Annotated in this window: 23 protein-coding genes, 1 other RNA gene and 1 riboswitch; of the genes, 15 read left to right on the forward strand and 9 right to left on the reverse strand. The window is 64.1% G+C overall.

Going from position 1 to position 26,121, the window contains the following annotated elements:
* Positions 1–21 precede the first annotated feature (21 nt).
* The 6 genes from NCS67_RS02580 (at position 22) to cobA (ending at position 6,128) form a co-directional block, all read left to right on the forward strand.
* Positions 22–1,698 carry a nitrite/sulfite reductase gene (locus NCS67_RS02580; protein ID WP_034472944.1) on the forward strand — a complete coding sequence of 559 codons (1,677 nt, stop codon included), beginning with the start codon at positions 22–24 and terminating at the stop codon, positions 1,696–1,698.
* A gap of 10 nt (positions 1,699–1,708) precedes the next feature.
* Entirely contained in the window at positions 1,709–2,248 is a 540-nt protein-coding gene (locus tag NCS67_RS02585) for a DUF934 domain-containing protein (protein ID WP_034472943.1), read from the forward strand.
* A gap of 3 nt (positions 2,249–2,251) precedes the next feature.
* Positions 2,252–2,974: a phosphoadenylyl-sulfate reductase gene (locus tag NCS67_RS02590; protein WP_244807757.1), complete on the forward strand. Its 723-nt coding sequence runs from the start codon at positions 2,252–2,254 to the stop codon at positions 2,972–2,974.
* Positions 2,975–3,039: 65 nt separating this feature from the next.
* Entirely contained in the window at positions 3,040–4,002 is a 963-nt protein-coding gene (cysD, locus tag NCS67_RS02595) for a sulfate adenylyltransferase subunit CysD (protein ID WP_008351121.1), read from the forward strand.
* Between the two features lie 27 nt (positions 4,003–4,029).
* On the forward strand, positions 4,030–5,343 hold the full coding sequence (locus NCS67_RS02600; protein WP_008351120.1) for a sulfate adenylyltransferase subunit 1: 1,314 nt from the start codon (positions 4,030–4,032) through the stop codon (positions 5,341–5,343).
* 26 nt (positions 5,344–5,369) lie between these two features.
* Entirely contained in the window at positions 5,370–6,128 is a 759-nt protein-coding gene (cobA, locus tag NCS67_RS02605) for a uroporphyrinogen-III C-methyltransferase (RefSeq protein WP_008351119.1), read from the forward strand.
* Positions 6,129–6,384: 256 nt separating this feature from the next.
* Here the strand turns inward: cobA and NCS67_RS02610 are convergent, their stop codons facing one another.
* The 3 genes from NCS67_RS02610 to lptF are packed head-to-tail and all read right to left on the reverse strand — an operon-like array spanning position 6,385 to position 9,037.
* Positions 6,385–6,759, reverse strand: a complete 375-nt coding sequence (locus tag NCS67_RS02610; protein ID WP_250434003.1) for a sirohydrochlorin chelatase — start codon at positions 6,757–6,759, stop codon at positions 6,385–6,387.
* Positions 6,760–6,786: 27 nt separating this feature from the next.
* The gene (gene lptG / locus NCS67_RS02615; protein WP_008351117.1) at positions 6,787–7,935 is read right to left on the reverse strand and encodes an LPS export ABC transporter permease LptG; all 1,149 of its coding nucleotides are present in this window, start codon (positions 7,933–7,935) and stop codon (positions 6,787–6,789) included.
* 4 nt (positions 7,936–7,939) lie between these two features.
* A complete protein-coding gene (lptF, locus tag NCS67_RS02620) occupies positions 7,940–9,037 on the reverse strand; it encodes an LPS export ABC transporter permease LptF (RefSeq protein WP_250434005.1) in 1,098 nt (365 codons plus the stop codon).
* Positions 9,038–9,205: 168 nt separating this feature from the next.
* Between lptF and NCS67_RS02625 the strand changes: the two genes are divergently transcribed.
* The 4 genes from NCS67_RS02625 to NCS67_RS02640 all read left to right on the forward strand — a co-directional run bounded on the left by NCS67_RS02625 (position 9,206) and on the right by NCS67_RS02640 (position 15,778).
* Positions 9,206–10,738, forward strand: a complete 1,533-nt coding sequence (locus NCS67_RS02625; protein WP_034472942.1) for a leucyl aminopeptidase — start codon at positions 9,206–9,208, stop codon at positions 10,736–10,738.
* Positions 10,735–11,151 (forward strand): DNA polymerase III subunit chi, encoded by a 417-nt coding sequence (locus tag NCS67_RS02630; protein ID WP_008351114.1) that lies wholly within the window; start codon positions 10,735–10,737, stop codon positions 11,149–11,151. Before NCS67_RS02625 ends, NCS67_RS02630 begins: the two co-directional genes overlap by 4 nt.
* A gap of 60 nt (positions 11,152–11,211) precedes the next feature.
* Positions 11,212–11,550, forward strand: coding sequence for a DUF2486 family protein (locus NCS67_RS02635; protein WP_008351113.1), 339 nt, complete (start codon positions 11,212–11,214; stop codon positions 11,548–11,550).
* Between the two features lie 280 nt (positions 11,551–11,830).
* Positions 11,831–15,778, forward strand: coding sequence for an autotransporter outer membrane beta-barrel domain-containing protein (locus NCS67_RS02640; protein ID WP_250434007.1), 3,948 nt, complete (start codon positions 11,831–11,833; stop codon positions 15,776–15,778).
* A gap of 19 nt (positions 15,779–15,797) precedes the next feature.
* Here the strand turns inward: NCS67_RS02640 and ilvD are convergent, their stop codons facing one another.
* Positions 15,798–17,471, reverse strand: a complete 1,674-nt coding sequence (gene ilvD, locus NCS67_RS02645; RefSeq protein ID WP_250434009.1) for a dihydroxy-acid dehydratase — start codon at positions 17,469–17,471, stop codon at positions 15,798–15,800.
* A gap of 107 nt (positions 17,472–17,578) precedes the next feature.
* Here ilvD and NCS67_RS02650 point away from each other — a divergent pair, with 107 nt between their 5' ends.
* Positions 17,579–18,496: a LysR family transcriptional regulator gene (locus tag NCS67_RS02650; RefSeq protein ID WP_250434011.1), complete on the forward strand. Its 918-nt coding sequence runs from the start codon at positions 17,579–17,581 to the stop codon at positions 18,494–18,496.
* A gap of 38 nt (positions 18,497–18,534) precedes the next feature.
* Positions 18,535–19,437 carry a prolipoprotein diacylglyceryl transferase gene (gene lgt / locus NCS67_RS02655; RefSeq protein WP_250434021.1) on the forward strand — a complete coding sequence of 301 codons (903 nt, stop codon included), beginning with the start codon at positions 18,535–18,537 and terminating at the stop codon, positions 19,435–19,437.
* Between the two features lie 52 nt (positions 19,438–19,489).
* On the opposite strand, the gene NCS67_RS02660 is transcribed toward lgt, so the two are convergent.
* From NCS67_RS02660 to NCS67_RS02680, 5 genes are all read right to left on the reverse strand, one after another.
* Positions 19,490–20,218, reverse strand: coding sequence for an SIMPL domain-containing protein (locus NCS67_RS02660; protein WP_034472932.1), 729 nt, complete (start codon positions 20,216–20,218; stop codon positions 19,490–19,492).
* Positions 20,219–20,287: 69 nt separating this feature from the next.
* Positions 20,288–20,746: an EVE domain-containing protein gene (locus NCS67_RS02665; RefSeq protein WP_008351103.1), complete on the reverse strand. Its 459-nt coding sequence runs from the start codon at positions 20,744–20,746 to the stop codon at positions 20,288–20,290.
* A 79-nt stretch (positions 20,747–20,825) separates the two neighbouring features.
* Positions 20,826–21,007, reverse strand: a non-coding RNA gene (ssrS, locus tag NCS67_RS02670) — 6S RNA.
* A gap of 105 nt (positions 21,008–21,112) precedes the next feature.
* Positions 21,113–21,427, reverse strand: coding sequence for a cell division protein ZapA (locus NCS67_RS02675; protein ID WP_008351102.1), 315 nt, complete (start codon positions 21,425–21,427; stop codon positions 21,113–21,115).
* Complete coding sequence (locus tag NCS67_RS02680; RefSeq protein ID WP_008351100.1) at positions 21,424–21,792, reverse strand: ATPase; 369 nt, start codon at positions 21,790–21,792, stop codon at positions 21,424–21,426. The genes NCS67_RS02675 and NCS67_RS02680 overlap by 4 nt, the downstream gene beginning before the upstream one ends.
* A gap of 267 nt (positions 21,793–22,059) precedes the next feature.
* Positions 22,060–22,357, forward strand: a riboswitch (cobalamin riboswitch).
* Between the two features lie 81 nt (positions 22,358–22,438).
* On the opposite strand from NCS67_RS02680, the gene NCS67_RS02685 reads away from it, so the two are divergent.
* From NCS67_RS02685 to NCS67_RS02695, 3 genes are read left to right on the forward strand one after another with little or no spacing between them, the layout of a single operon-like run.
* A complete protein-coding gene (locus NCS67_RS02685; protein ID WP_250434031.1) occupies positions 22,439–24,319 on the forward strand; it encodes a TonB-dependent receptor domain-containing protein in 1,881 nt (626 codons plus the stop codon).
* A complete protein-coding gene (locus NCS67_RS02690; protein WP_502799582.1) occupies positions 24,316–25,344 on the forward strand; it encodes a FecCD family ABC transporter permease in 1,029 nt (342 codons plus the stop codon). Before NCS67_RS02685 ends, NCS67_RS02690 begins: the two co-directional genes overlap by 4 nt.
* Positions 25,341–26,117: an ABC transporter ATP-binding protein gene (locus tag NCS67_RS02695; RefSeq protein ID WP_034472993.1), complete on the forward strand. Its 777-nt coding sequence runs from the start codon at positions 25,341–25,343 to the stop codon at positions 26,115–26,117. The genes NCS67_RS02690 and NCS67_RS02695 overlap by 4 nt, the downstream gene beginning before the upstream one ends.
* Positions 26,118–26,121 lie beyond the last annotated feature (4 nt).

The raw sequence follows: 26,121 nt of genomic DNA on the forward strand, positions 1-26,121 counted from the left end.
ACAAGAACTTGGGGCCCCCGAATGTACCAATACGATCAGATCGACCAACGCATCGTCGACGAACGTGTCGCGCAGTACGCCGACCAGGTCCGCCGACGTTTGTCGGGCGAATTGAGCGAAGAAGAATTCCGTCCGCTGCGTTTGCAGAACGGCCTGTACATGCAGCGCCACGCGTACATGCACCGCATCGCGATCCCGTACGGCAACCTGCGCAGCGACCAGCTCCGCATGCTGGCCACCATCGCGCGCGAGCACGACCGCGGCTACGGTCACTTCTCGACGCGGACCAACATCCAGTTCAACTGGGTCGAGCTCGAAGAGACGCCGGAAATCCTGCGCAAGCTCGCGTCGGTGCAAATGCACGCGATCCAGACGTCGGGCAACTGCATCCGCAACATCACCGCCGATCAGTTCGCGGGCGTCGCGCCCGACGAGCAGGTCGATCCGCGTCCGTGGGCGGAAGTTCTGCGTCAATGGTCGACGTTCCATCCGGAATTCGCGTGGCTGCCGCGCAAGTTCAAGATCGCGGTGAACGGCTCGGCGGAAGACCGCGCGGCCGTGCAAGTCCACGATCTCGGCGTGTATCTGAAGAAGAACGCGCAAGGCGAAGTCGTGATGGACATTCTCGCGGGCGGCGGCCTCGGCCGCACGCCGATCGTCGGCGCGATCATCAAGCGCGATCTGCCGTGGCAACACTTGCTTACTTATTGCGAAGCCGTGCTGCGCGTGTACAACCGCTACGGCCGTCGCGACAACATGTACAAGGCGCGTATCAAGATTCTCGTTAAGGCGCTGTCGCCGGAGAAGTTCAGCAAGCAGGTCGAGGAAGAGTGGCAACACTTGAAGGACGGCCCGTCGACGCTCACGCAGGAAGAAGTCGATCGCGTGTCGAAGTTCTTCGCGCCGCCCGTCTACGAGAAGCTCGCGGACACCGACGCTTCCTATGAAAAGCATCTGATCGACAGCAAGCCTTTCGCGCGCTGGGTCGAGCGCAACGTGCGTCCGCACAAGGTGCCGGGCTACGCCGCCGTGACGCTCTCGCTCAAGCAGCGCCACATCGCGCCGGGCGACGCCACCGATCAGCAGATGGACGACGTCGCCGCGCTCGCCGATGAATTCTCGTTCGGCGAAATCCGCGTGTCGCACGAGCAGAACCTGATTCTCGCGAACGTGAAGAAGCGCGATCTGCACACGGTGTGGGAACGCGCGAAGGCGCTCGGTTTCGCGACGGCGAACATCGGCCTGTTGACGGACATCATCGCGTGCCCGGGCGGCGATTTCTGCTCGCTCGCGAATGCGAAGTCGATCCCGATCGCGCTCGCCATTCAGGACCGTTTCAACGATCTCGACTACGTGCACGACCTCGGCGACCTTTCGCTGAACATCTCGGGCTGCATCAACGCGTGCGGTCATCACCACGTCGGCAATATCGGCATTCTGGGCGTCGATAAGGACGGCTCGGAGTGGTATCAGGTGACGCTCGGCGGCGAGCAAAGCTCGGGCGCGACCGGCGCGCATCTCGGCAAGGTGATCGGCCCGTCGTTCTCGGCCGAAGAGATGCCCGACGTGATCGCGCAAGTGATCGACACTTTCGTCGACAACCGCATCGAAGGCGAGCGCTTCATCGAGACGTTCGGCCGCATCGGCATGGCGCCGTTCAAGGAGCGCGTGTACGCATCGCGCCAGGCTCACGCTTAAGGATCTGCAAATGACGTTGATTATCAAGAACCGCGCGGTCGTCGAAGACAGTTTCACCGTTGTGCGCGCCGCCGAAGACGGTACGTTGCCCGCCGTCGATGCGCTGCCGGCCGGCAAGATCATCGTGCCGTTTGCGCTGTGGAAAGAGCACAAGCCGGCGATCGTCGCGTCGCGCGCGAAAGAAGACATCGGCGTGTGGCTCGCGCCGGACGACGAACCCGCCGACATCGTCGCGGATTTCGCGCAGATTTCCGTGATCGCCGTCGATTTCCCGGTGTTCCGCGATGGTCGCGGCTTTTCCATCGGCCGCTTGCTGCGCGAGCGCTATCAGTGGACGGGCGAACTGCGCGCAATCGGCGACGTGCTGCGCGATCAGGTTGCATTCCACGCGCGCTGCGGCTTCGATGCGTTCGCCGTGCGCGCGGACAAGGACATCAACGACGCGCTCAACGCGTTCACCGAGTTCACGAATCTGTATCAGGGCGCGACCGACAATCCGGAACCGCTGTTCCGTCGTCGCGCGGCGCTCGTCGCAGCGCTCGGAGCCTGATGTATGACGCCTGAATTGCAAGCCAAGGTTGAACGCCTGGATGCGCTGCTCGATTCGATCGCGGCGCGCCACCAGAACGTCAAGCTAGCCAGCAGCCTCGCCGCCGAAGACATGGTGCTGACGCACGCCATCCTTTCGCGCGATGTGAAGATCGGCATCTTCTCGCTGAATACGGGCCGTTTGCACGCGGAAACGCTCGGCATGCTCGATACCGTGAAAGCGCGCTACGGCTACGACATCGAGCAGTTTCATCCGCAACAGGACGCGGTCGATGCCTACGTGCGCGATCACGGTCTGAACGCGTTCTACGAAAGCATTGATTTGCGCAAGAGCTGCTGCCATATCCGCAAGGTCGAGCCGCTCAATCGCGCGCTGTCCGATGTCTCCGCGTGGGTGACGGGACAGCGCCGCGAACAATCGGTGACGCGCGCCGAGCTGCACGAGGAAGAGCGCGACGAGCCGCGCAACATCGCCAAGTTCAATCCGCTCGCGGACTGGACCGAAACCGATGTGTGGGATTACCTGAAAGCCTTCGATGTGCCCGTGAATCCGCTGCACGCGCGCGGCTATCCGAGCATCGGCTGCGAGCCTTGTACGCGCGCGGTGCGCCCCGGCGAAGACAGCCGCGCCGGACGCTGGTGGTGGGAATCGCGCGATACGAAGGAATGCGGCTTGCACATCACGAATATCAAGATCGTCGAAGCAGCACCAAGCTCCGCGATCTAAGGCACTACCCCCTGTCACTGAACGCGGCGCTCATAGAAGCGCCGCTAGAAAAAGGATCGACGAACATGAGCACGACGCTCGACTCTAACGTCACCGCACCGGTCGTCAACAAGGCGACTCGCATGGATCACCTGGATTGGCTCGAAGCCGAGTCGATCCACATCATTCGCGAACTGGTCGCGGAATGCAGCAAGCCCGCGCTCCTGTTCTCGGGCGGCAAGGATTCGGTCGTCGTGCTGGCGCTCGCGCTCAAGGCGTTCGGCCTCGGCGGGGGCCGCAAGACGACGCTGCCGTTCCCGCTGGTTCACATCGACACGGGTCACAACTTCCAGGAAGTGATCGATTTCCGCGATCGCCGCGCGGCCGAGATCGGCGCGGAGCTCGTCGTCGGTCATGTCGAGGATTCGATCAAGAAGGGCACGGTGCGTCTGCGTCGCGAGACGGATTCGCGCAATGCCGCGCAAGCGGTGACGCTGCTCGAAACCATCGAGCAATACGGCTACACGGCGATGATCGGCGGCGCGCGCCGCGACGAAGAAAAGGCGCGCGCGAAAGAGCGCATCTTCTCGTTCCGCGATGAATTCGGCCAGTGGGATCCGAAGGCGCAGCGTCCGGAACTGTGGAGCATCTACAACGCGCGTCTGCACAACGGCGAGCATCTGCGCGTGTTCCCGATCTCGAACTGGACCGAGCTCGACGTGTGGCAGTACATCGCGCGCGAAAAGCTCGAACTGCCGAACATCTACTACGCGCATGACCGCGAGATCGTGCGCCGCAACGGCCTGCTCGTGCCGGTAACGCCGCTCACGCCGGTGCGCGAAGGCGAGACCGCCGAGATCGCGCAAGTGCGTTTCCGCACCGTCGGCGATATCAGTTGCACGTGCCCGGTCGCGAGCGATGCCGATGACGTCGAGAAGATCATCGCGGAAACGGCCGTGACGGAAATCACGGAACGCGGCGCGACGCGCATGGACGATCAGGCTTCCGAAGCCGCGATGGAACAGCGCAAGAAGCAAGGTTATTTCTAAGCATCACGCCACAGGAAGAAACGAGTCATGAGCATCTATCAAGCTGAAGATCTGGGCGTGTTGCGCTTCATCACCGCGGGTTCCGTCGACGACGGCAAGAGCACGCTGATCGGCCGTCTGCTGTATGACAGCAAGGCCGTCTTGTCGGATCAGTTGTCGGCGATTTCGCGCGCGAAGAACAAGCGCACGGTCGGCGATGAAATCGACCTCTCGCTGCTCACGGACGGCCTCGAAGCCGAGCGCGAGCAGGGCATTACCATCGACGTCGCGTATCGCTATTTCGCCACGGCGAAGCGCAAGTTCATCATCGCCGATACGCCGGGCCACGAGCAGTACACGCGCAACATGGTGACGGGCGCGTCGACGGCGCATGCGGCGATCATTCTCGTCGACGCAACGCGCGTCACGTTCGAGGACGGCGTCGCGCAACTGCTGCCGCAGACGAAGCGCCACAGCGCGATCGTCAAGCTGCTCGGTCTGCAGCACGTGATCGTCGCGATCAACAAGATGGATCTGGTCGAGTACAGCGAAGCGCGCTTCAACGAGATTCGCGATGCGTACGTCGTGCTCGCGCGTCAGCTCGGGCTGTCGAACGTGCGCTTCGTGCCGGTGTCGGCGCTGAAGGGCGACAACATCGTGACGGCGAGCGAGCGCATGCCGTGGTACGCAGGCGAGCCGCTGCTCGATCTGCTGGAATCGCTGCCGGTCGCGCAGCCGAACGATCAGGCGCTGCGTTTCCCGGTGCAATGGGTCGCGCGTCAGGACGGCTCGCAAGCCGACGATTTCCGCGGCTACATGGGCCGCGTCGAAGCGGGCGAAGTGCGCGTCGGCGATGCGCTGACCGTGCTGCCCGCCGGCCGCGAAGCGACGGTTGCCGAGATCATCGCGCCGGTGCCGGGTGGTGTCGCGCCGGTGGATCGCGCGTTCGCTGGCCAGACGGTGACGATTCGCCTGACGGAAGACGTCGACGTGTCGCGCGGCGATACCTTCGTGCCCGCCGCGGCGAAGGTCGAGCCGGCGAAGAAGCTCGAAGCGGACCTCTGCTGGTTCGACGAAGAGCCGCTTTCGCCGCAGCGCAAATATCTGCTGAAACAGACGACGAACACGGTGTTCGCGCGCATCGGCGCGGTGAAGCAGGTGCTGGACGTGCATACGCTGTCGCATTCGGTCGATCGCAGCACGCTCGCGATGAACGATATCGGCCGCGTGGCGCTCACGTTGCAGAAGCCGATCGTCGCGGACGAGTACGATACGCATCAGGGCACCGGCGCGTTCGTGCTGATCGATGAAGCGACGCATCACACGGTCGCCGCCGGCATGATTCGTTCGATCGCGGCTTGATCGACATTTAGCGACGGATGATTGCAATGGGTAAGGTCTATCTGATCGGAGCGGGGCCGGGCGCGGCGGATCTCATCACCGTGCGCGGCATGCGCTTGCTCGAGCAGGCGGACGTCGTGCTGCACGACGCGCTCGTCGAACCGGCGATGCTCGACTACGCGCCCAACGCGAAGAAGATTGCTGTCGGCAAGCGCTGCGGACAGCGTTCGACGGCGCAGCACTTCATCAACAAGCAGATCGTCGATGCCGCGCTGGAACACGGTGTCGTGGTGCGTCTGAAGGGCGGCGATCCGATGCTCTTCGGCCGCGCCGACGAGGAAATGCGCGCGCTCGAAGTTGCGGGCATCGAGTTCGAAGTGGTGCCGGGCATCACGGCGGCGCTCGCGAGCGCGGCGACGCTGAAGCGCTCGCTGACCTTGCGCGGTGTGGCGCGCAGCGTCGCACTGGCGACGCATTCGCGTGCGGCGGACAGCGACGAGATTCGCGAGCAGGCGAAGGCCGATTCGCTCGTGTTCTACATGGGCCGCGACAGCGCGCCGGACATCGCGCAGCAGTTGATCGATGCGGGACGTCCCGGCTCGACGCCGGTGGCGATCGTCGAGGCGTGCAGCACGCCGCGCGAACGCACGCTGACGTTGACGCTCGCGCGCATGGCGCTGGGCGAGGCGCAGGAGTGGCTGGATCCGTCGCAGCCGAGCTTGCTGATGATCGGTGAGGCGTTTCGCGAACGGGCGTCGGCGGTGAAGCCGAAGGTGCATTTGAAGGGGATGCAGGCGGCGGCTTGATGTCGTTCGACAGGCTCAAAGTAAGGAGCGCACCGGAGACGGTGCGCTCCTTTTGCTTTGGATCTCGGAATTCAAAAGTCGAGAGCTTGATTTTCTTCTTTTTCGAGTTGCTGGCGCGGGAATGCGTACTGCGAGGCTATTGCCCACTTGGAAATGAGCAGGTTCATACGGAGCCCAATCGGATATACGGAAAAGTCAATCCAAGTAGAGGCGCTCGATTCGGAGGGTGCCATTCGGCCGAACGGCCAGCGATGAACTACGCGCCCATCTGCCGCAAACAATACCCCGCGACCGCTTCCAGCACCGCGTCATCTTCCCCGACTGCCGTCGCGCAGGAAATCGCAACGTCGGGATGTGCCTTCCGGCACTTCTCGACGATCTCCGGCAAGTCGCGACGCACATGCCCGCCCTGCCCAAAAAACACGGGCACGACCGTAATGGCATCGCATCCATCGGCGGCTTGCCGCGCCACTGCGGCCGGCAATTCCGGCGACATCAACTCGAGAAACGCCAGCGCCACCGGCTGATCGCCGCGCGAACCACGCAACTTCTGCGCGAGCCGCTCGAATGGCTCGGCCCAGCGCGGATCGCGCGCGCCGTGACCGAACAGGATGATGCCGTGCTTCTTCATCGCGCGTTCTCCGTCAGAGAAGAAACGTCAGTGCCGCTCGACCCACTTCAGTCCGATCAACCCGACCGCCAGATAGGCGAGCGCGGGCGCGGCCGCCGTGAGCGGCGCGGGCCAGGTATTCAGATTGCCGATATGCGAGAACAGCGTGTTGAACAACTGGAAGCTCATGCCGATCATGATGCCGCCGAACACCTTCACGCCGACCACGCCCGCGCGCGTATGCAGGTACGCGAACGGCAGCGACAGAATCAGCATCACGAACACCGCGAACGGATAAAGAATCTTGCGCCAGAACGCGATTTGATAGCGCTGCGCGTCCTGATGGTTCTCCGTCAGATGCTGGATATAGCGAAAGAGGTTGAACATCGACATCCGGTCCGGCGACACGAGCAGCACCGACAGAATCTGCGGCGTCAGCTCGGAGCGCAACGAGTACTCCGGCAGCGTGGTCTGCGTCGCGCGATACACCGGATTCAACGTGTCGCCGGGATTGACGGCCTGCGGCGGCGCGTCGTTCAGGCGGGTGTCGGTCACGCCGGTGAGCTTCCAGTGGCCGGGCGGCGCGTACACACCCGTCTTCGCGATGCGTACGTTGGTCAGGCGGAACTTCGAATCGAACTCGTAGATTCGCACGTTGGCGATCGTCGTATCGGGGTTCAGCGTGCCGACGTTGACGAAACGCGTGACCTGTTCGCCGTTCTCTTTCGCCGTCAACGTGTCCTTGACCCACACGCCCGACTGAAAATTCGATGACACCGACGATCCGAGCGCCTCAAGCCGCACGCGCTCGGACAACTGGTCCGTGTATGGCCCGATCACTTCGCCGATGAGGTACGTGATGAACACCAACGGAATGCCGATCTTCATCAGCGAGCGCAGCGCCGCGCCGGTCGAAAGCCCCGACACGCGGAAGATCGTGAATTCCGAGGCTGCCGCCATCTGCGCGAAGACGTAAATGGCCGAGATGAGCGCGGCGACGGGAATGATCTCGTAGAAGCGCGAAGGCGTCTGCAGCCCGACGCGCAGCACCGCGAGCATGAAGTTGTATTTGCCGTGCCCGACCGTGTTCAGCTCGTTGATCAGGTCGAAGAAGAAGAACAGCCCCGAGAACGCGAACAGGATGAAGATGAACGCGAGGTAGATCTGGCGCGCGAAGTATCGTTCGTAGATGCGCAACATGTCAGGCCCCCTTTGAACCCGTCAGCGACGAGAGCCTGAAGAGCGGCCGGTTGCGAATCCGCAGCCAGAAGATGATCGCGACGAGCGCCCCCACGACGAGGTGCAGCCCGACGAGTCCCACGCCGAACGACAGCTTGCCTTGCTCGATCCACGACTGCACGACGTTCAGCAGGTTCGAATACGTGAGATAGATGAGCACGGCCATCACGAGATTGATCGTGCGGCTGCGGCGCGGGTTTTGATACGAAAGCGGAATGGCGAGCAGCATCAGATTGATGGCGATGATCGGCAAGCCCGCGCGCCACGCGAACTCCGCGAGATTTTCCTTGGTCGGATCCGCGAGCAGATCGGGCGTGTAGATGCCCGTGGTCGTCGGCGTGTTGACGACCTGGCGGCTCATTATCTTCACACCATAGCGCTCGAATTCCATGATCCGAAAGTTCGGCTGGCCGGGCTCGCCGTCGTAGCGGCGGCCGTTGTCGAGCACGATGAAGCGGTCGCCGTCGGGACGCGTTTCGGTGTGCCCGTTCTTCGAAACGATCACGTTGACCTTGCCGCCTTCCGTGCTCGTGACGAACACGTTCTCGACGTGCCCCTGATCCTGCGACATCTTCTCGATGAAGAACACGCGATGGCTCGCCGGCGATTCGCGGAACTGGCCCGGCGCGAGCAGCGACACTTCATCGCGCTGCTGAAAGCGCTGCTTGATGAGCTTGCTCTGCTGATTCGACCACGGCCAGCCGACGAAAGCGAAGAACATGATGAGGATGATGATCGGCGTCGAGAACACGGCGATCGGCTTGATGAGCTGCGTCTGACTCACGCCCGACGCGAGCCACACGACCATTTCCGAGTCGCGGTACCAGCGCGTGAGCACGAAGAGGATGGAGACGAACAGCGTCACGATCAGCATGACCGCGAGATAGCCGATGACGGTGAGCCCGATCAGCACGACGACGTCTTTCGGGTCGATCTGACCTTGCGCCGCGAAGCCGACGATGCGGATCATCATCGTCGTGAGCATGATCGTGAGCAGGACCATGAACACGGCGCCGGCCGTATACGCGAGTTCGCGCTGCAGGGAGCGTTCGAAGATCATTGAATTTTGCGATTTGCCGGCGGGGATGCGGAATCATGCACGCATCTTGTGGCGAAGGGGAAGGGCATCGTGCTCATCCTCGCTTTGCGCCTGTGACCGCCGCGGAAAAAATAGCGGATAATTGCGGCTTTCATCCTTCAGCCTAGATTTTATCCGAGGATAAGCGCGATGGACTTTAGCATAAAAGCCTGTGATTGGAGCAAAGGCGAGGCAAATGGTTTCCTTACCGGAAAGTCGGATGTCATCGTGCTCGGCATCTTTGAAGCGCAGACGCTCACGGGCGCCGCGCGCGACATGGACGTCGCCACCAAGGGCCTCATTTCGCGCGTCGTGAAAGCCGGCGACATGAGCGGCCGCGCCGGCACGACGCTGCTCGTGCCCGAAGTGACCGGCATCGGCGCATCGCGCGTGCTGCTCGTCGGGCTCGGCAAGCAGGACGCCTTCAATCAGAAAGCCTATGGCGAAGCCGTGCGCGCCGCGTGGCGCGTGCTGCTCGGCTCGAAGATCGGCCAGGCGACCTTCACGCTCGCTCAACTGCCGGTCCAGGAGCGCGACGGCGTGTGGGCCGTGCGCGCCGCGATCCTCGCGCTGCGCGAGCTGACCTACAAATTCACGCAGATGAAGAGCAAGCCCGACAACGGTGCGCGCTCGCTCAGGAAGATCGTGTTCAGCATCGATTCCGCGGACGAGAAAGCCGCCAGGGTCGCGGTGAAGCAGGGCGTCGCGATCGCGAACGGCATGGATCTCACGCGCGATCTCGGCAATCTGCCGCCGAACGTCTGCACGCCGACCTATCTCGGCCAGACCGCGAAGAAGCTTGGCCGCGACTTCAAGCTGAAGGTCGAGGTGCTCGGCCAGAAGCAGATCGAGGCGCTCGGCATGGGCTCGTTCCTGTCGGTGGCGAAGGGTTCGGTCGAGCCGCCGCAGTTCATCGTCATGCATTACCAGGGCGCGGGCGTCGAAGCGAGCAAGACGAAGGGCAAGAACGCGCCGATCGTGCTGGTCGGCAAGGGCATCACGTTCGACTCGGGCGGCATCTCGATCAAGCCGGGCGAGGCGATGGACGAGATGAAGTACGACATGTGCGGCGCGGGTTCCGTGTTCGGCACGATGCGCGCGGTCGCCGAAATGGGCCTGAAGCTCAACGTGATCGGCGTGATCCCGACTTGCGAGAACATGCCCGCGGGCAACGCGGTGAAGCCGGGCGACATCATCACGGCGATGAACGGCACGACCATCGAAGTGCTCAATACCGACGCCGAAGGCCGCCTGATCCTGTGCGACGCCTTGACCTACGCGGAGCGCTTCAAGCCCGCCGCCGTGGTCGATATCGCGACGCTCACGGGCGCGTGCATCATCGCGCTCGGGCATCACAACACCGGTCTCTTCTCGAAGGACGACGCGCTCGCGGGCGAGTTGCTCGACGCATCGCGCGAAGCGTCCGATCCGGCATGGCGCCTGCCGCTCGACGACGAGTATCAGGACCAGCTCAAGTCGAATTTCGCGGATGTCGCGAATATCGGCGGACGTCCGGCCGGCAGCGTGACGGCGGCGTGCTTCCTGTCGCGCTTCGCGACGGCGTATCCGTGGGCGCACCTCGATATCGCCGGAACCGCGTGGAAGAGCGGCGCGGCGAAGGGCGCGACGGGCCGTCCCGTGCCGCTGCTTTCGCAGTTCCTGATCGATCGCGCGGGCGCATGACACGCATCGACTTCCATACGAATGTCGGCGATCCGCTCGCCTACGCCTGCCGCCTCGCGCGCAAGGTGTATGCGAGCGGCAAGCCGCTCGTCGTGCTCGCCGAACCGCAGCGTCTCGCCGCGTTCGACGAGCAGTTGTGGACCTTCCAGCCGCTCGAATTCGTGCCGCACTGCATGGCGAAGAGCGCGCTCGCGCTGGACACGCCTGTCGTGCTCACGTCGAATCTGGATGAAGCGCCGCATCATCAGGTGCTGGTGAATCTCGGCGCGCCGGTGTCCGCGCAGTTCGCGCGCTTCGAGCGGCTCGTCGAGATCGTCGGCAGCGAGGGCGACGAACTCGCCGCGGGCCGCGAGCGTTATCGCTTCTATCGCGATCGCGGCTATGCGATCGAGACGCACAATCAGGGCGGTTGAGCGAACAGAAAGCGCGCGTTGCGTGCGCTACGCTGGCAGTGACAAAGGAGACCACCCGAGATGACCGACAAGCCCGAATCCTTCGATTCCTCCATTCCGACGCTGACCGATGTCGTCGTGCCCGGCAAGCCGGAATACGCGCGCGCGCCGTCGATCAACGCCGCGATCGAATACGACGCGGACCAGATCGCCGAGCGGCTGCGCGGCCGCTTCACGAACTTCCTGACAGGCGATGCGCGCGCGCTCATCGAAGAACGCTGCCGCGAAGTGCTGCGCGAACATTCGACGCAACTCGTCTCGGCGATCACGCGCGAAGTCGCGATGGCGCTCGAAGGCCGGATGAGCGAATGGGTGCGCGATGCAGTCGAGGAAGAGTTGCGCCGTCAGCGCGGCGAATGAGTTCTATCGCGGCGACGGTATCTCCGCCCGGCACGCGATAACCTGATCCCGGCGACACCCTGTTTCTCCAGTCGAACGCGCGCGTTCGATTGTTGCGCTATTTCTTTTGGCGAACTGATCATGTTCGCCTGCCACGCATATCGTTACAAAGAGGATGACGCCGGAATTCGACGGGCGTTTACCTATACTGCCAATGCTTCGACCAGATACAGCGATGAGCGCGTGACTCGCAGTCGTGATGCACGCCTTGGGACGTCGGTGGAACGGAGTCGTCCAGCGCATGAGCAAACAACGATATCGCGGGCGGGACCGGCCATTCTTTACTGAACCGCGTCCTCATTCCGCCGCCGTGCTCCTTCTTTTCGCGATGTCGGCGCACGCCGTCACGACACTCGGGCCAAGCTCGGCCACGCAGACGGTTTCCACCGACACGTCCTACCTGATCAACCCCGGCACCGCGATCACGACCTCATCGGGCAACGCCATCAACGTCGAGGGCATTGCGCCCGTAACCATGTCGAACGCGGGTTCGATCATCAGTTCTACGGACAACATCGCGGCGGCAGTTGTGTTCGACGTGCCCGGATCGCTCGTCAATCAGGTGTCCGGCGCGGCGCTGGGCCATACGCACGGCATCCTCTTCAACAACAACGGTGCAGCCAACAATATCGTCAATCGCGGCGATGTCAGCGCGCGTATCAGCCATGCAATTACCTACTTGGGCGCGGCGAGCGGGACCGTCGACAACTTCGGAACGCTCAACGCCAACTCGGCGGTGACGGCCAGCACGGACGGCATTCTCCTCGGATCGACGGGCAACGTGACCGTGAACAATCACGCCGGGGCGGTCATCCGCTCGGGTATGGGCGATCACGATAACGGCAGCGGGATCCTCGTGAGTGCCGGAACGGCGCTGATTGGCAATGACGGACTCATCGATGCCTATCACGAAGGCATTCTCGGCAGAAGCCGCCTTCCCATGGAGGTACGCAATGGCGCCACGGGCGTGATCCGCAGCACGATCGGGGCGGGCGTGCGGCTCCAAAGCGGGAGCACGCTCGATAACGCCGGCGTCATTGCCAGCGGGTCGGAAACGGCCATTCTGCTATTCGGCCCGAACAACGTCGTGACGCTCGGCGCGGGTTCGCGGCTGATAAGCGGCAATGGCAACGCCATCACCAGCCAGAGCACAGACAATTCGATCATCCTGACGGGCACCAACACGGAGTCGGGGAACTTCTTCGCAAGTCCCGAACATGGCTTCATCCGGCTGAACCCGCGCGCGGGCAGCGACTGGACGCTCAACGGCACGGTGCTGATGGGCGGGACATCCTCAGCGGCGCTCGATGTCGAAGGCGCGCTGACGCTCGGCGGCGCGGTCATTCAGAACGGCGGCGGCACGACGGTAAGGTCTTCGGGCTCGCTCACGCTCGGCACGGGCGGCGCGGCCGGCATCGTGACGGGCAATGTCGTCAATGACGGCCTGCTTCGGTTCAATCGCAGCGACGCCTTTTCGTTCGACGGCGCGATAACGGGAACGGGCACGCTCGTGCAGGCGGGCAGCGGCACCGCCGCGCTGACAGCAGCGGGATCGTCGCAAGGCGCGGTAAACGTGCAAGCGGGCACGCTCGCGCTGAATCAGCCGGGCGCGTTCAATGCGGGCAGCTATGCGACGCAGCCTGGCGCGACGACCGCCATCGCCGCGGATTCGACGCTGAACGTCGCGACGAACTTCAGCCAGGCGCCGGGCGCAGCGCTGACGATCGCCATCGGACAGGCCCAGCCGATCATCACGGCGGCGAGCGCGAGTCTCGGCGGCGCGCTGAACGTGAGCGGCTTCGGCGCGAGCGCGCCGGATTCCGCGAGCGCGCTCACGAGCACGCGCTTTGACATCATCCATACGAGCGGCGGTATCGCAGGCGATTTCGCGAGCGTCGGGTTCGGCGGCACGGCGAGTCCCGTCGATTATCTGACGCTCGCCGGCGCGAAGACCAACAACGGGCTCGACTACGAAGTCGGCTTCGGCCTGCGCTGGCTCGCAGGCGCGGCACAGGGCGACGGCGCGTTCACGCTCGCAGGCGCGGCGGATACCTTCAATGCCGATGTCGCGCTCAACGACCAGACTGGCCGGTTCGCGAGCGGCTGGGACGGCCGGACGTTGACGAAGAAGGGCGCGGGCACGTTGATCCTGTCGGCGGCGAACGGCTATACCGGCGCGACACTGATCGACGCCGGCACGCTCGCCGCGGGCGCGCGCGACGTGATCGCGGGAAGTTCGCAGCTCGCGGTGGCGGCGGGCGCGACCTTCGATCTGCGCGGCTTCGATCAGCACGTCAGCGATCTCGCCGGCGCGGGCAATGTGACGCTCGCCGGCGGTGCGCTGAGCGTGAACAGCGCGGCCGATTCGACGTTCAGCGGCACGATCGGCGGCGCAGGCAGTTTGACGAAGAGCGGCGCGGCCACGCTGACGCTGAACGGCGACAACACGTTCACCGGCACGACGACGATCGCTTCGGGCGCGCTGCGGCTCGGCGCGGGCGGGACGACGGGCAGCGTCGCCGGGAACGTCGTCGATGACGGCGCGCTCGTCTTCGACCGCGCCGACAACGTGATCTTCCGCAACACGATCAGCGGCACGGGCGATGTCGTTCAGCAAGGCAGCGGCGTCGTCACGTTGACCAACGCGCAAACCTACAGCGGCGCCACGCGCGTCGATGCGGGCGCGCTGGTGTTGACCGACGGCGCGCGGCTCGCGAATACGTCTCAGGTAAGCGTGGCTCCGAGCGCGACCTTCGGCGGCTATGGCTCGGTGGGCGGCGCGGTGCTCAACAACGGCGTGCTGGCCATAGCCGATGCCGCGCCGGGTTTCGCGGGCGGTCCGGCGGGACAATTCCTCATCGGCGGCGCGCTCACGAACAACGGCGAGATTCGCATGGCGAGCGCCGCGCCCGCGAGCACGCTGACCGTCGCGGGCGATTACACCGGCAACAACGGCCGGATGGCGCTCTCCACGGTGCTCGCGGGCGACGGATCGGCGACCGACAGACTTGTCGTACACGGCGGCACGGCGGGGCAGACGCGCGTCGCAATCGCAAATGCGGGCGGCGCGGGCGCGCAAACGGCGAACGGCATCGAGATCGTCCAGGTGGACGGGCAATCGAACGGCGTGTTCACGCTTGACGGCCGCGTGGTCGCGGGTCCGTACGAATACAGTCTGCGGCAAGGCGGCCTGGCGACGCCGGGCGATGGCGACTGGTATCTGCGTTCGGCGCCGACGCCGCGCCCGGAGCCGGGCGCTTACCTCGGCAATCAGCGCTCGGCCGAAACGATGTTCACGATGACACTGCACGATCGCGCAGGCTTCGCCGATTCCTACGCCGCGCTACCGCCGGACGCCGATAACGCGACGGCCTGGGCGCGCACGAGAGGCGCGCATACCGACAGCGACGCGGCCAGCGGGCGTATCGGCGAATCGACGGACACCGCGCTCGTGCAGGCGGGCATCGACCTGCTGCATCGGGTGTCGGACGGGCATCGCTGGCAGGCGGGCGTGATGGCGGGCTACGGCTCGTCCACCACCGATGCGACCGCGCAGAACAGTTCCGCGACCGCGCGCGGCAACGTCAACGGGGCGAGCGCGGGCGTCTACGCGACGTGGCGCGGCAATGCCTGGTCAGCCGATGGCCCGTACGTCGACACCTGGCTGCAGTACGCCCATTTCGACAACACCGTGAAGGGCGCGGATCTGCCGGGCGAGAATTATTCGAGCAGCGTGTGGGCGGGATCGCTCGAAGGCGGCTGGGCCTTTGCGCTCGGGCAGACATCGACGGGACCGGTGCTCGTCGAGCCGCAGCTTCAGTTGATCTACACGAACTATCACGCCGGCGATCACGTCGAGCACAACGGAACGGTGATTCACAGCGACGATGGCGGCGGATTCACGACGCGCGTCGGCGTGCGGATCTTTCACGCGCCCGGCTCGGCGGCGTCGCCCGGATGGCTGCCGTTCGCGGAAATCAACTGGTGGCACGACACGCAGCTTTCCTCGGTTTCGTTCAACGACGTGCGCGTGTCGCAGGACGGCCCGAGAAATCGCATGGAGTTCAAGCTCGGCGCGCAAGGCCAGATCGCGAAACAGTGGCGCGTGTGGGGCAATCTCGGCTATCAGCAAGGCGACGGCGGTTATCGGAGCTACGAAGGGCTGCTCGGCGCGCGCTACATCTGGTGACGCGCGCGCCGGTCGCGCGTCAACCCGTCACCGCGCCCTTGTTCGCCGGCCCCGCGAGCGCCGCGAATTTCGCCAGCACGCCGCGCGTGTACTTCGGCGCGGGCTGCTTCCACGCGGCGCGGCGGCGCGCGAGTTCGGCGTCATCCACGTTCAGTTGCAGAAGCAGCTTGTGCGCGTCGATGGTGATCGAATCGCCTTCCTGCACGAGCGCGATGGTGCCGCCCGCGAACGCTTCCGGCGCGACGTGGCCGACCACCATGCCCCAGGTGCCGCCCGAGAAACGCCCGTCGGTGATGAAGCCGACGGATTCGCCCAGCCCCTTGCCGATGATCGCCGATGTCGGCGCGAGCATCTCCGGCATGCCCGGACCGCCGACCGGCCCCAGATAGCGCAGCACGAGAATGTCGCCAGCTTTGATCTTGTCGCTGAGAATGGCGTCCATCGCGCTTTGCTCGTCGTCGAACACGCGCGCAGGACCCGTGATGACCGGATTCTTCAGGCCCGTGATCTTCGCGACCGCGCCGTCTTCCGCGAGATTCCCGCGCAGGATCGCGAGATGCCCTTCCTTGTAAAGCGCCTGTTGGATCGGGAAGATGACCTTTTGATCCGCGCGCGGCTTGCTCGGCACGTCCTTCAGTTCTTCGGCCATCGTGCGGCCGGTGATCGTGATGCAGTCGCCGTGCAAGAGACCCGCGTCGAGCAGGATCTTCAGCACTTGCGGAATGCCGCCGGCTTTGTGCAAGTCCGTCGCGACATATTGACCGGAAGGCTTCAGATCGCAGATGACCGGCACTTTCTTGCGCATGCGCTCGAAGTCGTCGATGCTCCATTCCACGTCCGCCGCGTGCGCGATGGCGAGATAGTGCAGCACGGCGTTCGTCGAGCCGCCCGTCGCCATGATGAGCGCCACCGCGTTCTCGATCGAATTCTTCGTGATGATGTCGCGCGGCTTCAGATCCCTCTTCACCGCTTCGACGAGTACGCGCGCCGATTCGGCCGCGGAATCGACCTTTTCCTGATCCGGATTCGCCATCGTCGACGAATACATCAGCGACATGCCGAGCGCCTCGAACGACGAGCTCATCGTGTTCGCCGTGTACATGCCGCCGCACGAGCCGGTCGACGGGCACGCGTTCTTCTCGACGCCCTTGAAATCCTCCTCCGACATGCGCCCCGCGGTGAACTCGCCGACCGCCTCGAAAGACGACACGATCGTCAGATCCTTGCCCTTCCAGTTGCCGGGGCGAATCGTGCCGCCATACACATAGATCGACGGCACGTTCATGCGCGCCATGCCGATCATGCCGCCCGGCATGTTCTTGTCGCAGCCGCCGATCACGACGACGCCGTCCATCCACTGGCCTTGCACGGCGGTCTCGACGCAGTCCGCGATGACCTCGCGCGACACGAGCGAGTACTTCATGCCTTCGGTGCCCATCGACATGCCGTCGGAGATCGTCGGCGTGCCGAAAATCTGCGGATTCGCATCGGATTTCCTGATCGATTCGACGGCGGCGTCCGCGAGGCGCTGCAAGCCCGCGTTGCACGGCGTGATCGTCGAGTGGCCATTGGCGACGCCGATCATCGGCTTGTCGAAGTCCTCCTCCTTGTAGCCGAGGGCGTAATACATCGAGCGATTGGGCGAGCGCGCGACGCCCTGAGTGATGTGCTTCGAGCGGCGATTGAAGGCCATGGTGTGCTCCTGAGGGGATGTTCTTGATTTGATGCAGCAAGAATGCAACCGCGCTATGTGTCTGTCCAATATATTATTCAGGGCTTACTAGGTCGCAAAACATATCAATGGAACTACGACTCCTGCGTTATTTCGTGACGGTCGCCGAAGAGATGCACTTCGGCCGTGCCGCCGCGCGCCTCGCGATGACGCAGCCGCCGCTCTCGCAGGCGATCCGCGCGCTGGAAGAATCGCTCGGCGTCGCGCTTTTCGTGCGCACGAAACGGACCGTGGAGCTGACGCCCGTCGGCAAGGATCTGTTGCCGGAAGTGCGCCGCCTGCTCGCATCCGCCGATGCGCTGCGTCCGCTCGCGCAATCGCTCGCGCGCGGCGAGGCGGGCGTGCTGTCGCTCGCGTTCGTCTCCACCGCCGATTACGGGCTTCTGCCGGCGCTGCTGCGCGATTACGGTGCGCGTCATCCCGGCGTGCGTCTGCAACTGACCGAAGCGACGAGCGACGTGCAGATCGACGAACTCGTCGCCGGGCGCGTCGATGCGGGCCTCGTCATTCCGCCGCTGCCGCCGCGTTACGCGTCGTCGCTCGAGTATGTGCCGATCGCGCGCGAGCCGCTGATGATCGCGATGTCCGAGAAGCAGGCGCAAGAGCTGAATTCGAGCGAAGGCGAGCCGGTCGACCTGCACGATCTCGCCGCCGCGCCGCTCGTCGTCTTTCCGAGGCGTCTCGCGCCCGGCTTGCACGACATCATCATGGGCTGCTATGGCGCGGCCGGGCTCACGCCGCGTATCGGGCAGGAGGCGATCCAGATGCAGACCATCGTGAGCCTCGTGTCCGCCGGCATGGGCGTCGCGCTCGTGCCGCAATCGCTGCGTCATCTAAGGCGCACGGGCGTCGTGTATCGTCCGCTTCTCGATCCCGGTCCTTTCGTGGAAACGGGGCTGGTATGGCGGATCGCGGAAGTGAGTCCGGTGCTCGCCGGGTTCATCGAAATCGTGCGTTCGAGGGCCGAAAGCGCCGGTTCTGTATGATTCGCCCCTGTAGCCCGCTTAAAGATTCCCACATCAGAATGCTCATACATCCCAATTTCGATCCCATCGCGATTCATCTCGGACCGCTCGCCGTGCGCTGGTACGGCCTCATGTACCTGGTGGCGTTCGTGTCGGCCATCGTCATCGGCCGGTTGCGGCTGCGGCTGCCTTATGTCGCCGCGCAAGGCTGGACCGTGAAGGACATCGACGACATGCTGTTCTACGGCGTGCTCGGCACGATTCTGGGCGGGCGCATCGGCTACGTGCTGTTTTACAAGGCCAGCTATTACGCCGCGCATCCGCTCGATATCTTCAAGGTATGGGAAGGCGGGATGTCGTTTCACGGCGGCTTTCTCGGCGTGACGCTCGCGATGGTGCTGTTCGCGTATCACCGCAAGCGCACGTGGCTGCAGGTGACGGATTTCGTCGCGCCGATGGTGCCGCTCGGTCTCGCGGCGGGGCGACTCGGCAATTTCATCAACGGCGAGCTGTGGGGCCGCGTGACGGACCCGAACGCGCCGTGGGCGATGCTCTTCCAGAACTCGACGAACGACGACGCCGTGTGGCTCTCGAAGAACCCGCAGCTCGACGCGCAGTATCACCTCACGGAAATTTTTCAGCGTTACCACATGCTGCCGCGTCATCCGTCGCAGTTGTACGAAATCGCGCTGGAAGGGCTCGTGTTGTTTATCGTGATCTGGACGTTCTCGCGCAAGCAGCGTCCGGTCGGCGCGATTTCGGCGCTGTTCCTGGTCGGTTATGGACTCGCGCGCTTCACCGTGGAATTCGCGCGTGAGCCGGACGATTATCTCGGCTTGCTCGCGCTCAATCTCTCGATGGGCCAATGGCTTTCGCTGCCGATGATCGTCGCCGGCGTGGTAATGATGGTGTGGGCCTACAAGCGCAATCTGCGCCTGCCGCCCGAATCCGCAAAGGCTTGAGGAAAGAGCGGGGCGGTCGAACGCCGCCCCGCGTGAACACCGTGAACGGCGTTTAGCGTCCCATTTGTACGGAGCCGGAAACGTCGACTGTCACCGTGGTCGTGCCGGCTTCCATCGCGATCGGGGCCATCTTCGCATCGGCGCTCATCGCGCGCGATTGCATCATCATGACGGGACGCGGCTGCGCGCCGCTCCGTCCGACATTCACTTCCCGAATCGTGAAATTGCTGTAGCCGAAGCCTTGCGCGGCGCTTTGCGCCTGCTTGCGGAACGAATCGATGGCTTGCGAGACGAGCTTTTGCTCGGCCGCGCGCTGCGCTTCGGGCGACAGCGAGAACGCGACGCTACCCACTTGCATCGACGAACTCATCTTGCCCGCGAGCTTCGATGCCGCCGCGAAGTCATGCGATTCGAGCACGACTTCGGTGCGCCCGCGCCACGCGGAAATCTTGCCGTCGCGATCCGTCGACGGATAGACGGTGAACGAGCCGCTCTTCGCGGTCACGCCGTCGACACCTTTGGCTTCGCGTAACGCGGCCTCGGCGCGCTGATTGAGCGTGCTGGTGAGCGACGACGGATCGGCCGCTTCCTGTTCGTAGAAGAGCGTGATGTTGACGACATCCTGCGGCACTTGCGCGCTCGCTTGTGCGGAGAGCGAGAGCACGCCCGAGGGCTGTGGCTGCGTCATCACCGTCTGCGCAGCGGCGGTTTGAGACAACGTAAGCGCGGCACCGGACATCGCGAGCAGGGCGAAGGCGGCGGCGGTTTTCTTATTGAGCATCGAAGGACTCCGTGACATCGCGTACGTGCGACGGGATTTAGTCGCAGTCGTGAAGTCGTAAGTTCCTTGTTAGACGAGGTGCTCGGTAATAAATCGCCATTGCGCTTCGGTCACGGGCGTGATCGAGAGCCGGTTGCCGCGCGCGAGCACTTGCATGTCGGCAAGCTCTGGATGTTCGCGCAACGCGGCGAGCGATATGAGCGGCGTCTTCTTCACGAACTTCACGTCGACGAGCATCCAGCGCGGCGTTTCCTGCGTCGATTTCGGATCGTAGTAATCGCTCTTCGGATCGAATTGCGTGGGATCCGGATACGCCGTCGAGCACACTTTCGCGATGCCCGCGATGCCCGGCTCCGGGCAGCTCGAATGATAGAAGAGCACGCCGTCGCCGATCTGCATCTGATCGCGCATGAAGTTGCGCGCCTGATAGTTGCGTACGCCCGTCCACGGCAAGGTTTTTTTCGGCGCGTGCGCGAGATGATCGATGCTCGCTTCGTCCGGTTCGGACTTCATCAGCCAGTAGCGCATGGTCGTGTGCATGAATCGAAGAGCGAACGGCAGGGACAAACGAAAACGGCATCGGAAAAACCGATGCCGTTTCTTGAATGAGGTCCCCGCCACAGCCGCTAGGCCGGCATCCTGAACCTGGGTTCAAGATTGGTCGCGGTAAGCAACACTTCGGGTACATCGGACTAGCGACGCGCGCGCCCGTGCTGCAAGGTTCCGCAACCGTGCCAATGTAGCATTGGTTCAAGGAATATATGACCTTGGCGTACCAGGCAGGGAAACGTCACTCTACACCAATCGTTTGCCTTCTGCAGCCTCTTCACGCTACTTCGGCGGTTTCTTTTTTCGATTGACATTGCGCGCTGATTGACTCGACGCGCATCTGCCTTATTGCGCTTCGTGTTGCGCAATGACCGCGCCCAATTGCTCGTTCATCGAGTGCATCGTGCGGCGGATTTCTTCGGCGGGGAAGGCCTCGCCGTGACGCACGCTGTCCTGCAGCTTAAGCAATTCCGACGCCAGCGAAAGCGCCGCCATCACCGCGATGCGATCCGTGCCGCGCACGCTGCTTGCATTGCGCACTTTGTTCATTTCGGCGTCGACGCGCGCGACGGCTTCACGCAATGCGCCTTCGGTTTCCGGCGAGCACGCGAGACGATACGGCTGCCCGAGAATGGATACTTCGATCTGCGTGGTCGTCATGCCTTCTCTCCCTGATGATGCTCGCCGTGCAATTCCGTTTCATGTGCTTCCCGGGAATCGGCTTCGAGGAGATCGAGTTGATTGTCGGACTCGGCATGTTGCGCGGACTTGCCGCGCGGCAGCTTTTCGAGAATCGCGTTCAGGCGGATTTGCGCGTCGTCGATTTTCGCGGACAGCGAATCGCGTTCGGACTGCAGCGTATCGCGCTCTTCGCGCACTTGCGCGAGCTCGGCCTGCACGTTCGCATAGTCGGCGCGCAGCTGTTCGAGTTGTTCCTGCAGCGCTTGATGCGCCTGCTTGTGGCGCTCGCTGATCTGGATCAGCCGGCCGATGTTTCCTGACAGTGATTCGAGTTCGTTGAGCATGTGCTGCGTCCTCTAAAGACCTCGCATTTTAGCGCGGTTCAACGGAGCTTCCGATAAATGTCTCGTTTCGAGACGTAACAACACGCGATCTAGCGCTTAATCCTTCGAATCAAGCGCATGTCGCGATGCATTCGTGTGCAGAAAACGCGAGCGCCCCGCAACGCTCGTGATGACAGGCCGGCCGCTTCTCTTTCGCTTCTCGTTCGATTCGTCATGCGCCGCGCCAGTCTGCCCGCGCGGTTTTCTTGACGGCCCCGAACCGCGCTCCTACACTTGCCGCACTTTTGGTGCTCGCATCCGCGGATCTCGTGGATGCAGTCAAACGGGAAACAGGGAGCGAAGTCGCCGCAATCGACGACGAGCCAACCTGTGCTGCCCCCGCAACGGTAAGCGACCGCAACGCAAGTTGCAAGTCGTCTCATGCGCGTTTTTGCCGCGCGAGCGTGTCGAAATTCGTCGCACGCGCGCGACTGCAAGAAACGTGTCGATGCCACTGCGCGCCATGCGCGGGAAGGCGAGACGATTGATCGCCAGCCCGGATACCGGCCGGAGTCCGACGCATCGGCGCGCATGGCGCGGTGCGTTCGTCGCGCATCGTCCTCGCGGGGAGCGGGGTCGCGCTCACGCGAAACGGAACACTTCACACATGGTATTGCCACTGGCCGCGCTCAGAAGCGGTCTCTCCCGTCATGGCGCGCTCGTTGCGGCCATCGGCGCCTTGCCGTTCGCCGGCGCTGCACAGGCGGCCCAGACGGAAGACAGCACGCAAACGCTTGCGCCCGTCGTCGTCACATCGACGCGCGCGCCGCAGCCGCTTGCCGAATCGATTCCGCAGACATCGCTTTTTGACGAGCAGGACATCGCCGATGCAAACGCAAGCGACGCGCTCGGACTCGTCGCGCTCGCGCCCGGCGTGCAGATCACGCGCAACGGCGGACCGGGCTCGAACTCGGGGCTTTTCATACGCGGTGCGGCGTCGTCGCAATCGCTCGTGCTGATCGACGGCGTGCGCGTCGAATCGGCGTCGCTCGGCGCGGCACAGCTATCGCAATTGATGCTCGACCAGATCGGGCGCGTCGAGGTCGTGAACGGCAACGTGTCGGCGCTCTATGGATCGAATGCGATCGGCGGCGTCGTGCAGATCTTCACGAAGGAAGGCGAGGCGCATCCGCCGCGCTTCAACTTCGAGGCCGAGTACGGCAGCTATCACACGCAGCGGCAATCGGCGGGCGTGAGCGGCGCGCTCGACAAGGACGGCCGCACGACCTTCAGCGTGAACGTCTCGCGCGAGAAAACCGACGGCTTCTCGTCGATCGATCCGGGAATCGCGCCCGGCGCCAATCCGAACGCGAACGGCTATCTGAACGAGAGCGTCGCGGCGACGCTGCGTCACAAGTTCAGCGACAAGTGGGACGCGGGCGTGCGCTTCCTGCAATCGAACGGCATCAACAGTTTCGACGATGCCTATGGCCAGCCGACGGATATCAACGAAACGCACGATCGCGTGCGCTCGGCGTCGGTGTTCGCGAACGGCCGCGTCACGGATAACTGGACGGCGCACTTCACGATCGCGCAGGGACAGGACCGCGCGAACATCGAGCAGAACGGCGTCTATACGAGCCGTTTCGATTCGGAGAACCGGCAATATACGTGGCAGAACGACGTGCGGATCAGCGACGCGCACAAGCTGCTCTTCGGCTACGAGCATCTCGATCAGACGCTCGATTCCGATCAGTTCAGCGCGCCCGACCGTCATGTGAATTCGATGTTCGCGGGTTACGTGGCGCACATCGGCGCGAACGAGTTGCAGGCGAATCTGCGCCGCGATCAGTATTCCGATTTCGGCGGCGCGAACAGCTACTATCTGGGCTACGCGTATAACTTCGACGCGCACTGGAAGGCGAGCGCGAGCTATTCGGCCTCGTTTCGCGCGCCGAGCTTCGACGATCTCTACTATCCGCTGAGCGGCAATCCGTCGATTCAGCCGGAGCGGAGTCATTCGGTCGAGGCGGCGTTGCAGTACGCATCGAATGCGCTCGGCGTGGTGCGCGTGACGCTTTTTCAGACGCGCTATTCGAATTTGATCGATTACGTGTCCGACGGCGGCTTCTACTATGTCGCGCAGAACGTCGGGCGCGCGAAGGTGCAGGGCATCGAGGGATCGTGGGCGGGGCACGTCGGCGCAACGGATGTGCGCGCGGGCGTCACGTTCCAGAATCCCGTCGACGAAACGAATCACGAGGATTTGACGCGGCGCGCGCGGCATTTCGCGACGCTGACGGCGCATCGCACGATCGGGCCGTGGCGCGTCGGTGGCGAATGGATCGTGAGCGGTCAACGCAGCGATTACGATTCGACGCTCGCGGGCTACGGCATCGTGAATCTGTCGGCGCGCCACGACATCTCGAAGTCGTGGTACGTCACGGCGCGCATCGACAACCTGTTCGACAAGGACTATGAACTTGCGTACTCGTACAACACGCCACGACGCGGCGCGTACATCACGTTGGGCTGGCATCCGTCGTGAGCCGCGTGGCTGAACGTCCGCGCGCGATGAACGCGAGCCGCGCCACCGCGATCTGGATCGCGCTCGGCGCAGCGACGCTCGTCGTGCTGGTCGCGTCGCTCGCGATGGGCAGCGTCGCGTTGCCCGTATCGCGTGCGATCGGCGCGCTCTTTCACGCGCACTCGGCGACGCCCGATATCGCCGATGACATCGTGCTGACCTTGCGTCTGCCGCGCGCGCTCGCGGGCTTCGCGTCGGGCGCATTGCTCGCGTTCGCCGGCGCGCTGCTGCAAGTGCTGTTGCGCAATCCGCTGGCGGAACCGTACGTGCTCGGCGTATCCGGCGGCGCGGCAACCTTCGCGCTTGCCGCGATGCTCGGGTCGCTGCCGTGGTGGGGCGTCGATATCGCGGCTTGCGCGGGCGCGTTCGCATCGATCGTTCTGGTCCTCGGACTCGCGCGCAAGGACTTGTGGCAAAGCGGACAGGACGCATCGCCGAGGCTCTTGCTGACGGGTGTCGTGATCGCATCGGGATGGGGCGCGCTCATCACGCTGATCCTGAGCGTCGCGCCCGAGAACCGTTTGCGCGGCATGATCTTCTGGCTGACGGGCGATCTCAACGGCGCGGCGGCGCCATGGCCCGCGCTGATCGCGCTCGCCGTCGTGCTCGCGGTCATCGTTCCCGTCGCACCGCAACTGAACGTGCTCTTGCGCGGCGATACGACCGCGCGCGCGCTCGGCGTGCCGGTCGAGCGCTTGCGTCTGCGCGTGTATCTCGTCGCATCGATCGCGGCGGCGGCCGCCGTGACGACGGCGGGCACCATCGGCTTCGTCGGGCTCGTCGTGCCGCATCTGCTGCGCCTCGCGTTCGGCAACGATCAGCGCATGCTCGTGCCCGCCGCCGCGCTCGCGGGCGGACTCGCGGTGATGGCCGCCGATCTCGTCGCGCGCACGGTGATCGCGCCCGCGCAATTGCCGGTCGGCGTCGTCACGGCATTGATCGGCGTCCCGATGTTCCTGTGGATGCTGCTGCGGAGGCCGCGATGATTTTGCGGCTCGACGCCATCGTGCTTCGCGCGGGTAAGCGCACGCTCATCGACGGGCTCACGCAGTCGATCGAAGCGGGCGAAATGTGGTGCATCGCCGGGCCGAACGGCGCGGGCAAGACGACGCTCATCAACGTGCTCGCCGGGATTGCGAAAGCCGCATCGGGCAGCGTGTCGCTCGACGGCCGCGCGCTCGCGTCATGGCGCGCGACGGAACTCGCGCGCGCACGCGCTTTGATGCCGCAAGCCGCGCACGACGCCTTCAGCGCGAGCGTGCTCGATACCGTGCTGCTCAACCGCTTTCCGCATCTCACCGGCTGGGGCTGGGAGAGCGACGAGGATCGCGCCGCCGCGCACGCCGCGCTCGAAACGTTGGGTCTCGCATCGTTCGCGTCGCGCGACGTGCTGACGCTTTCCGGCGGCGAACGCCAGCGTGTCGCGCTCGCCGCCGTGCTGTGCCAGAACGCGCCGCTGCTGTTGCTCGACGAACCGCTTTCGCATCTCGACCTGCATCATCAGATCGATTGCCTGCACGCGTTGCGCGACGCGGCGCGCGCGCACAAGCGCACCGTAATCTTCTCGTGCCACGATCTGAATCTCGCGCGCCGTTTCGCGACACACGCGCTTCTGCTCGACGGCAACGGCGGCGCTCATGCGGGACTCGTCGCCGACGTGCTCACGGCCGAACGCGCGAGCGCCGCATTCGGCTATCCGCTCGCGTTGATTCGCGATGGCGAGCACGAAGCGCTCGTGCCTTCCATCCCTCGCTCATGAAAGG

The sequence above is a fragment of the Caballeronia sp. ATUFL_F2_KS9A genome (assembly GCF_023630765.1).
Taxonomy (GTDB): domain Bacteria; phylum Pseudomonadota; class Gammaproteobacteria; order Burkholderiales; family Burkholderiaceae; genus Caballeronia; species Caballeronia zhejiangensis.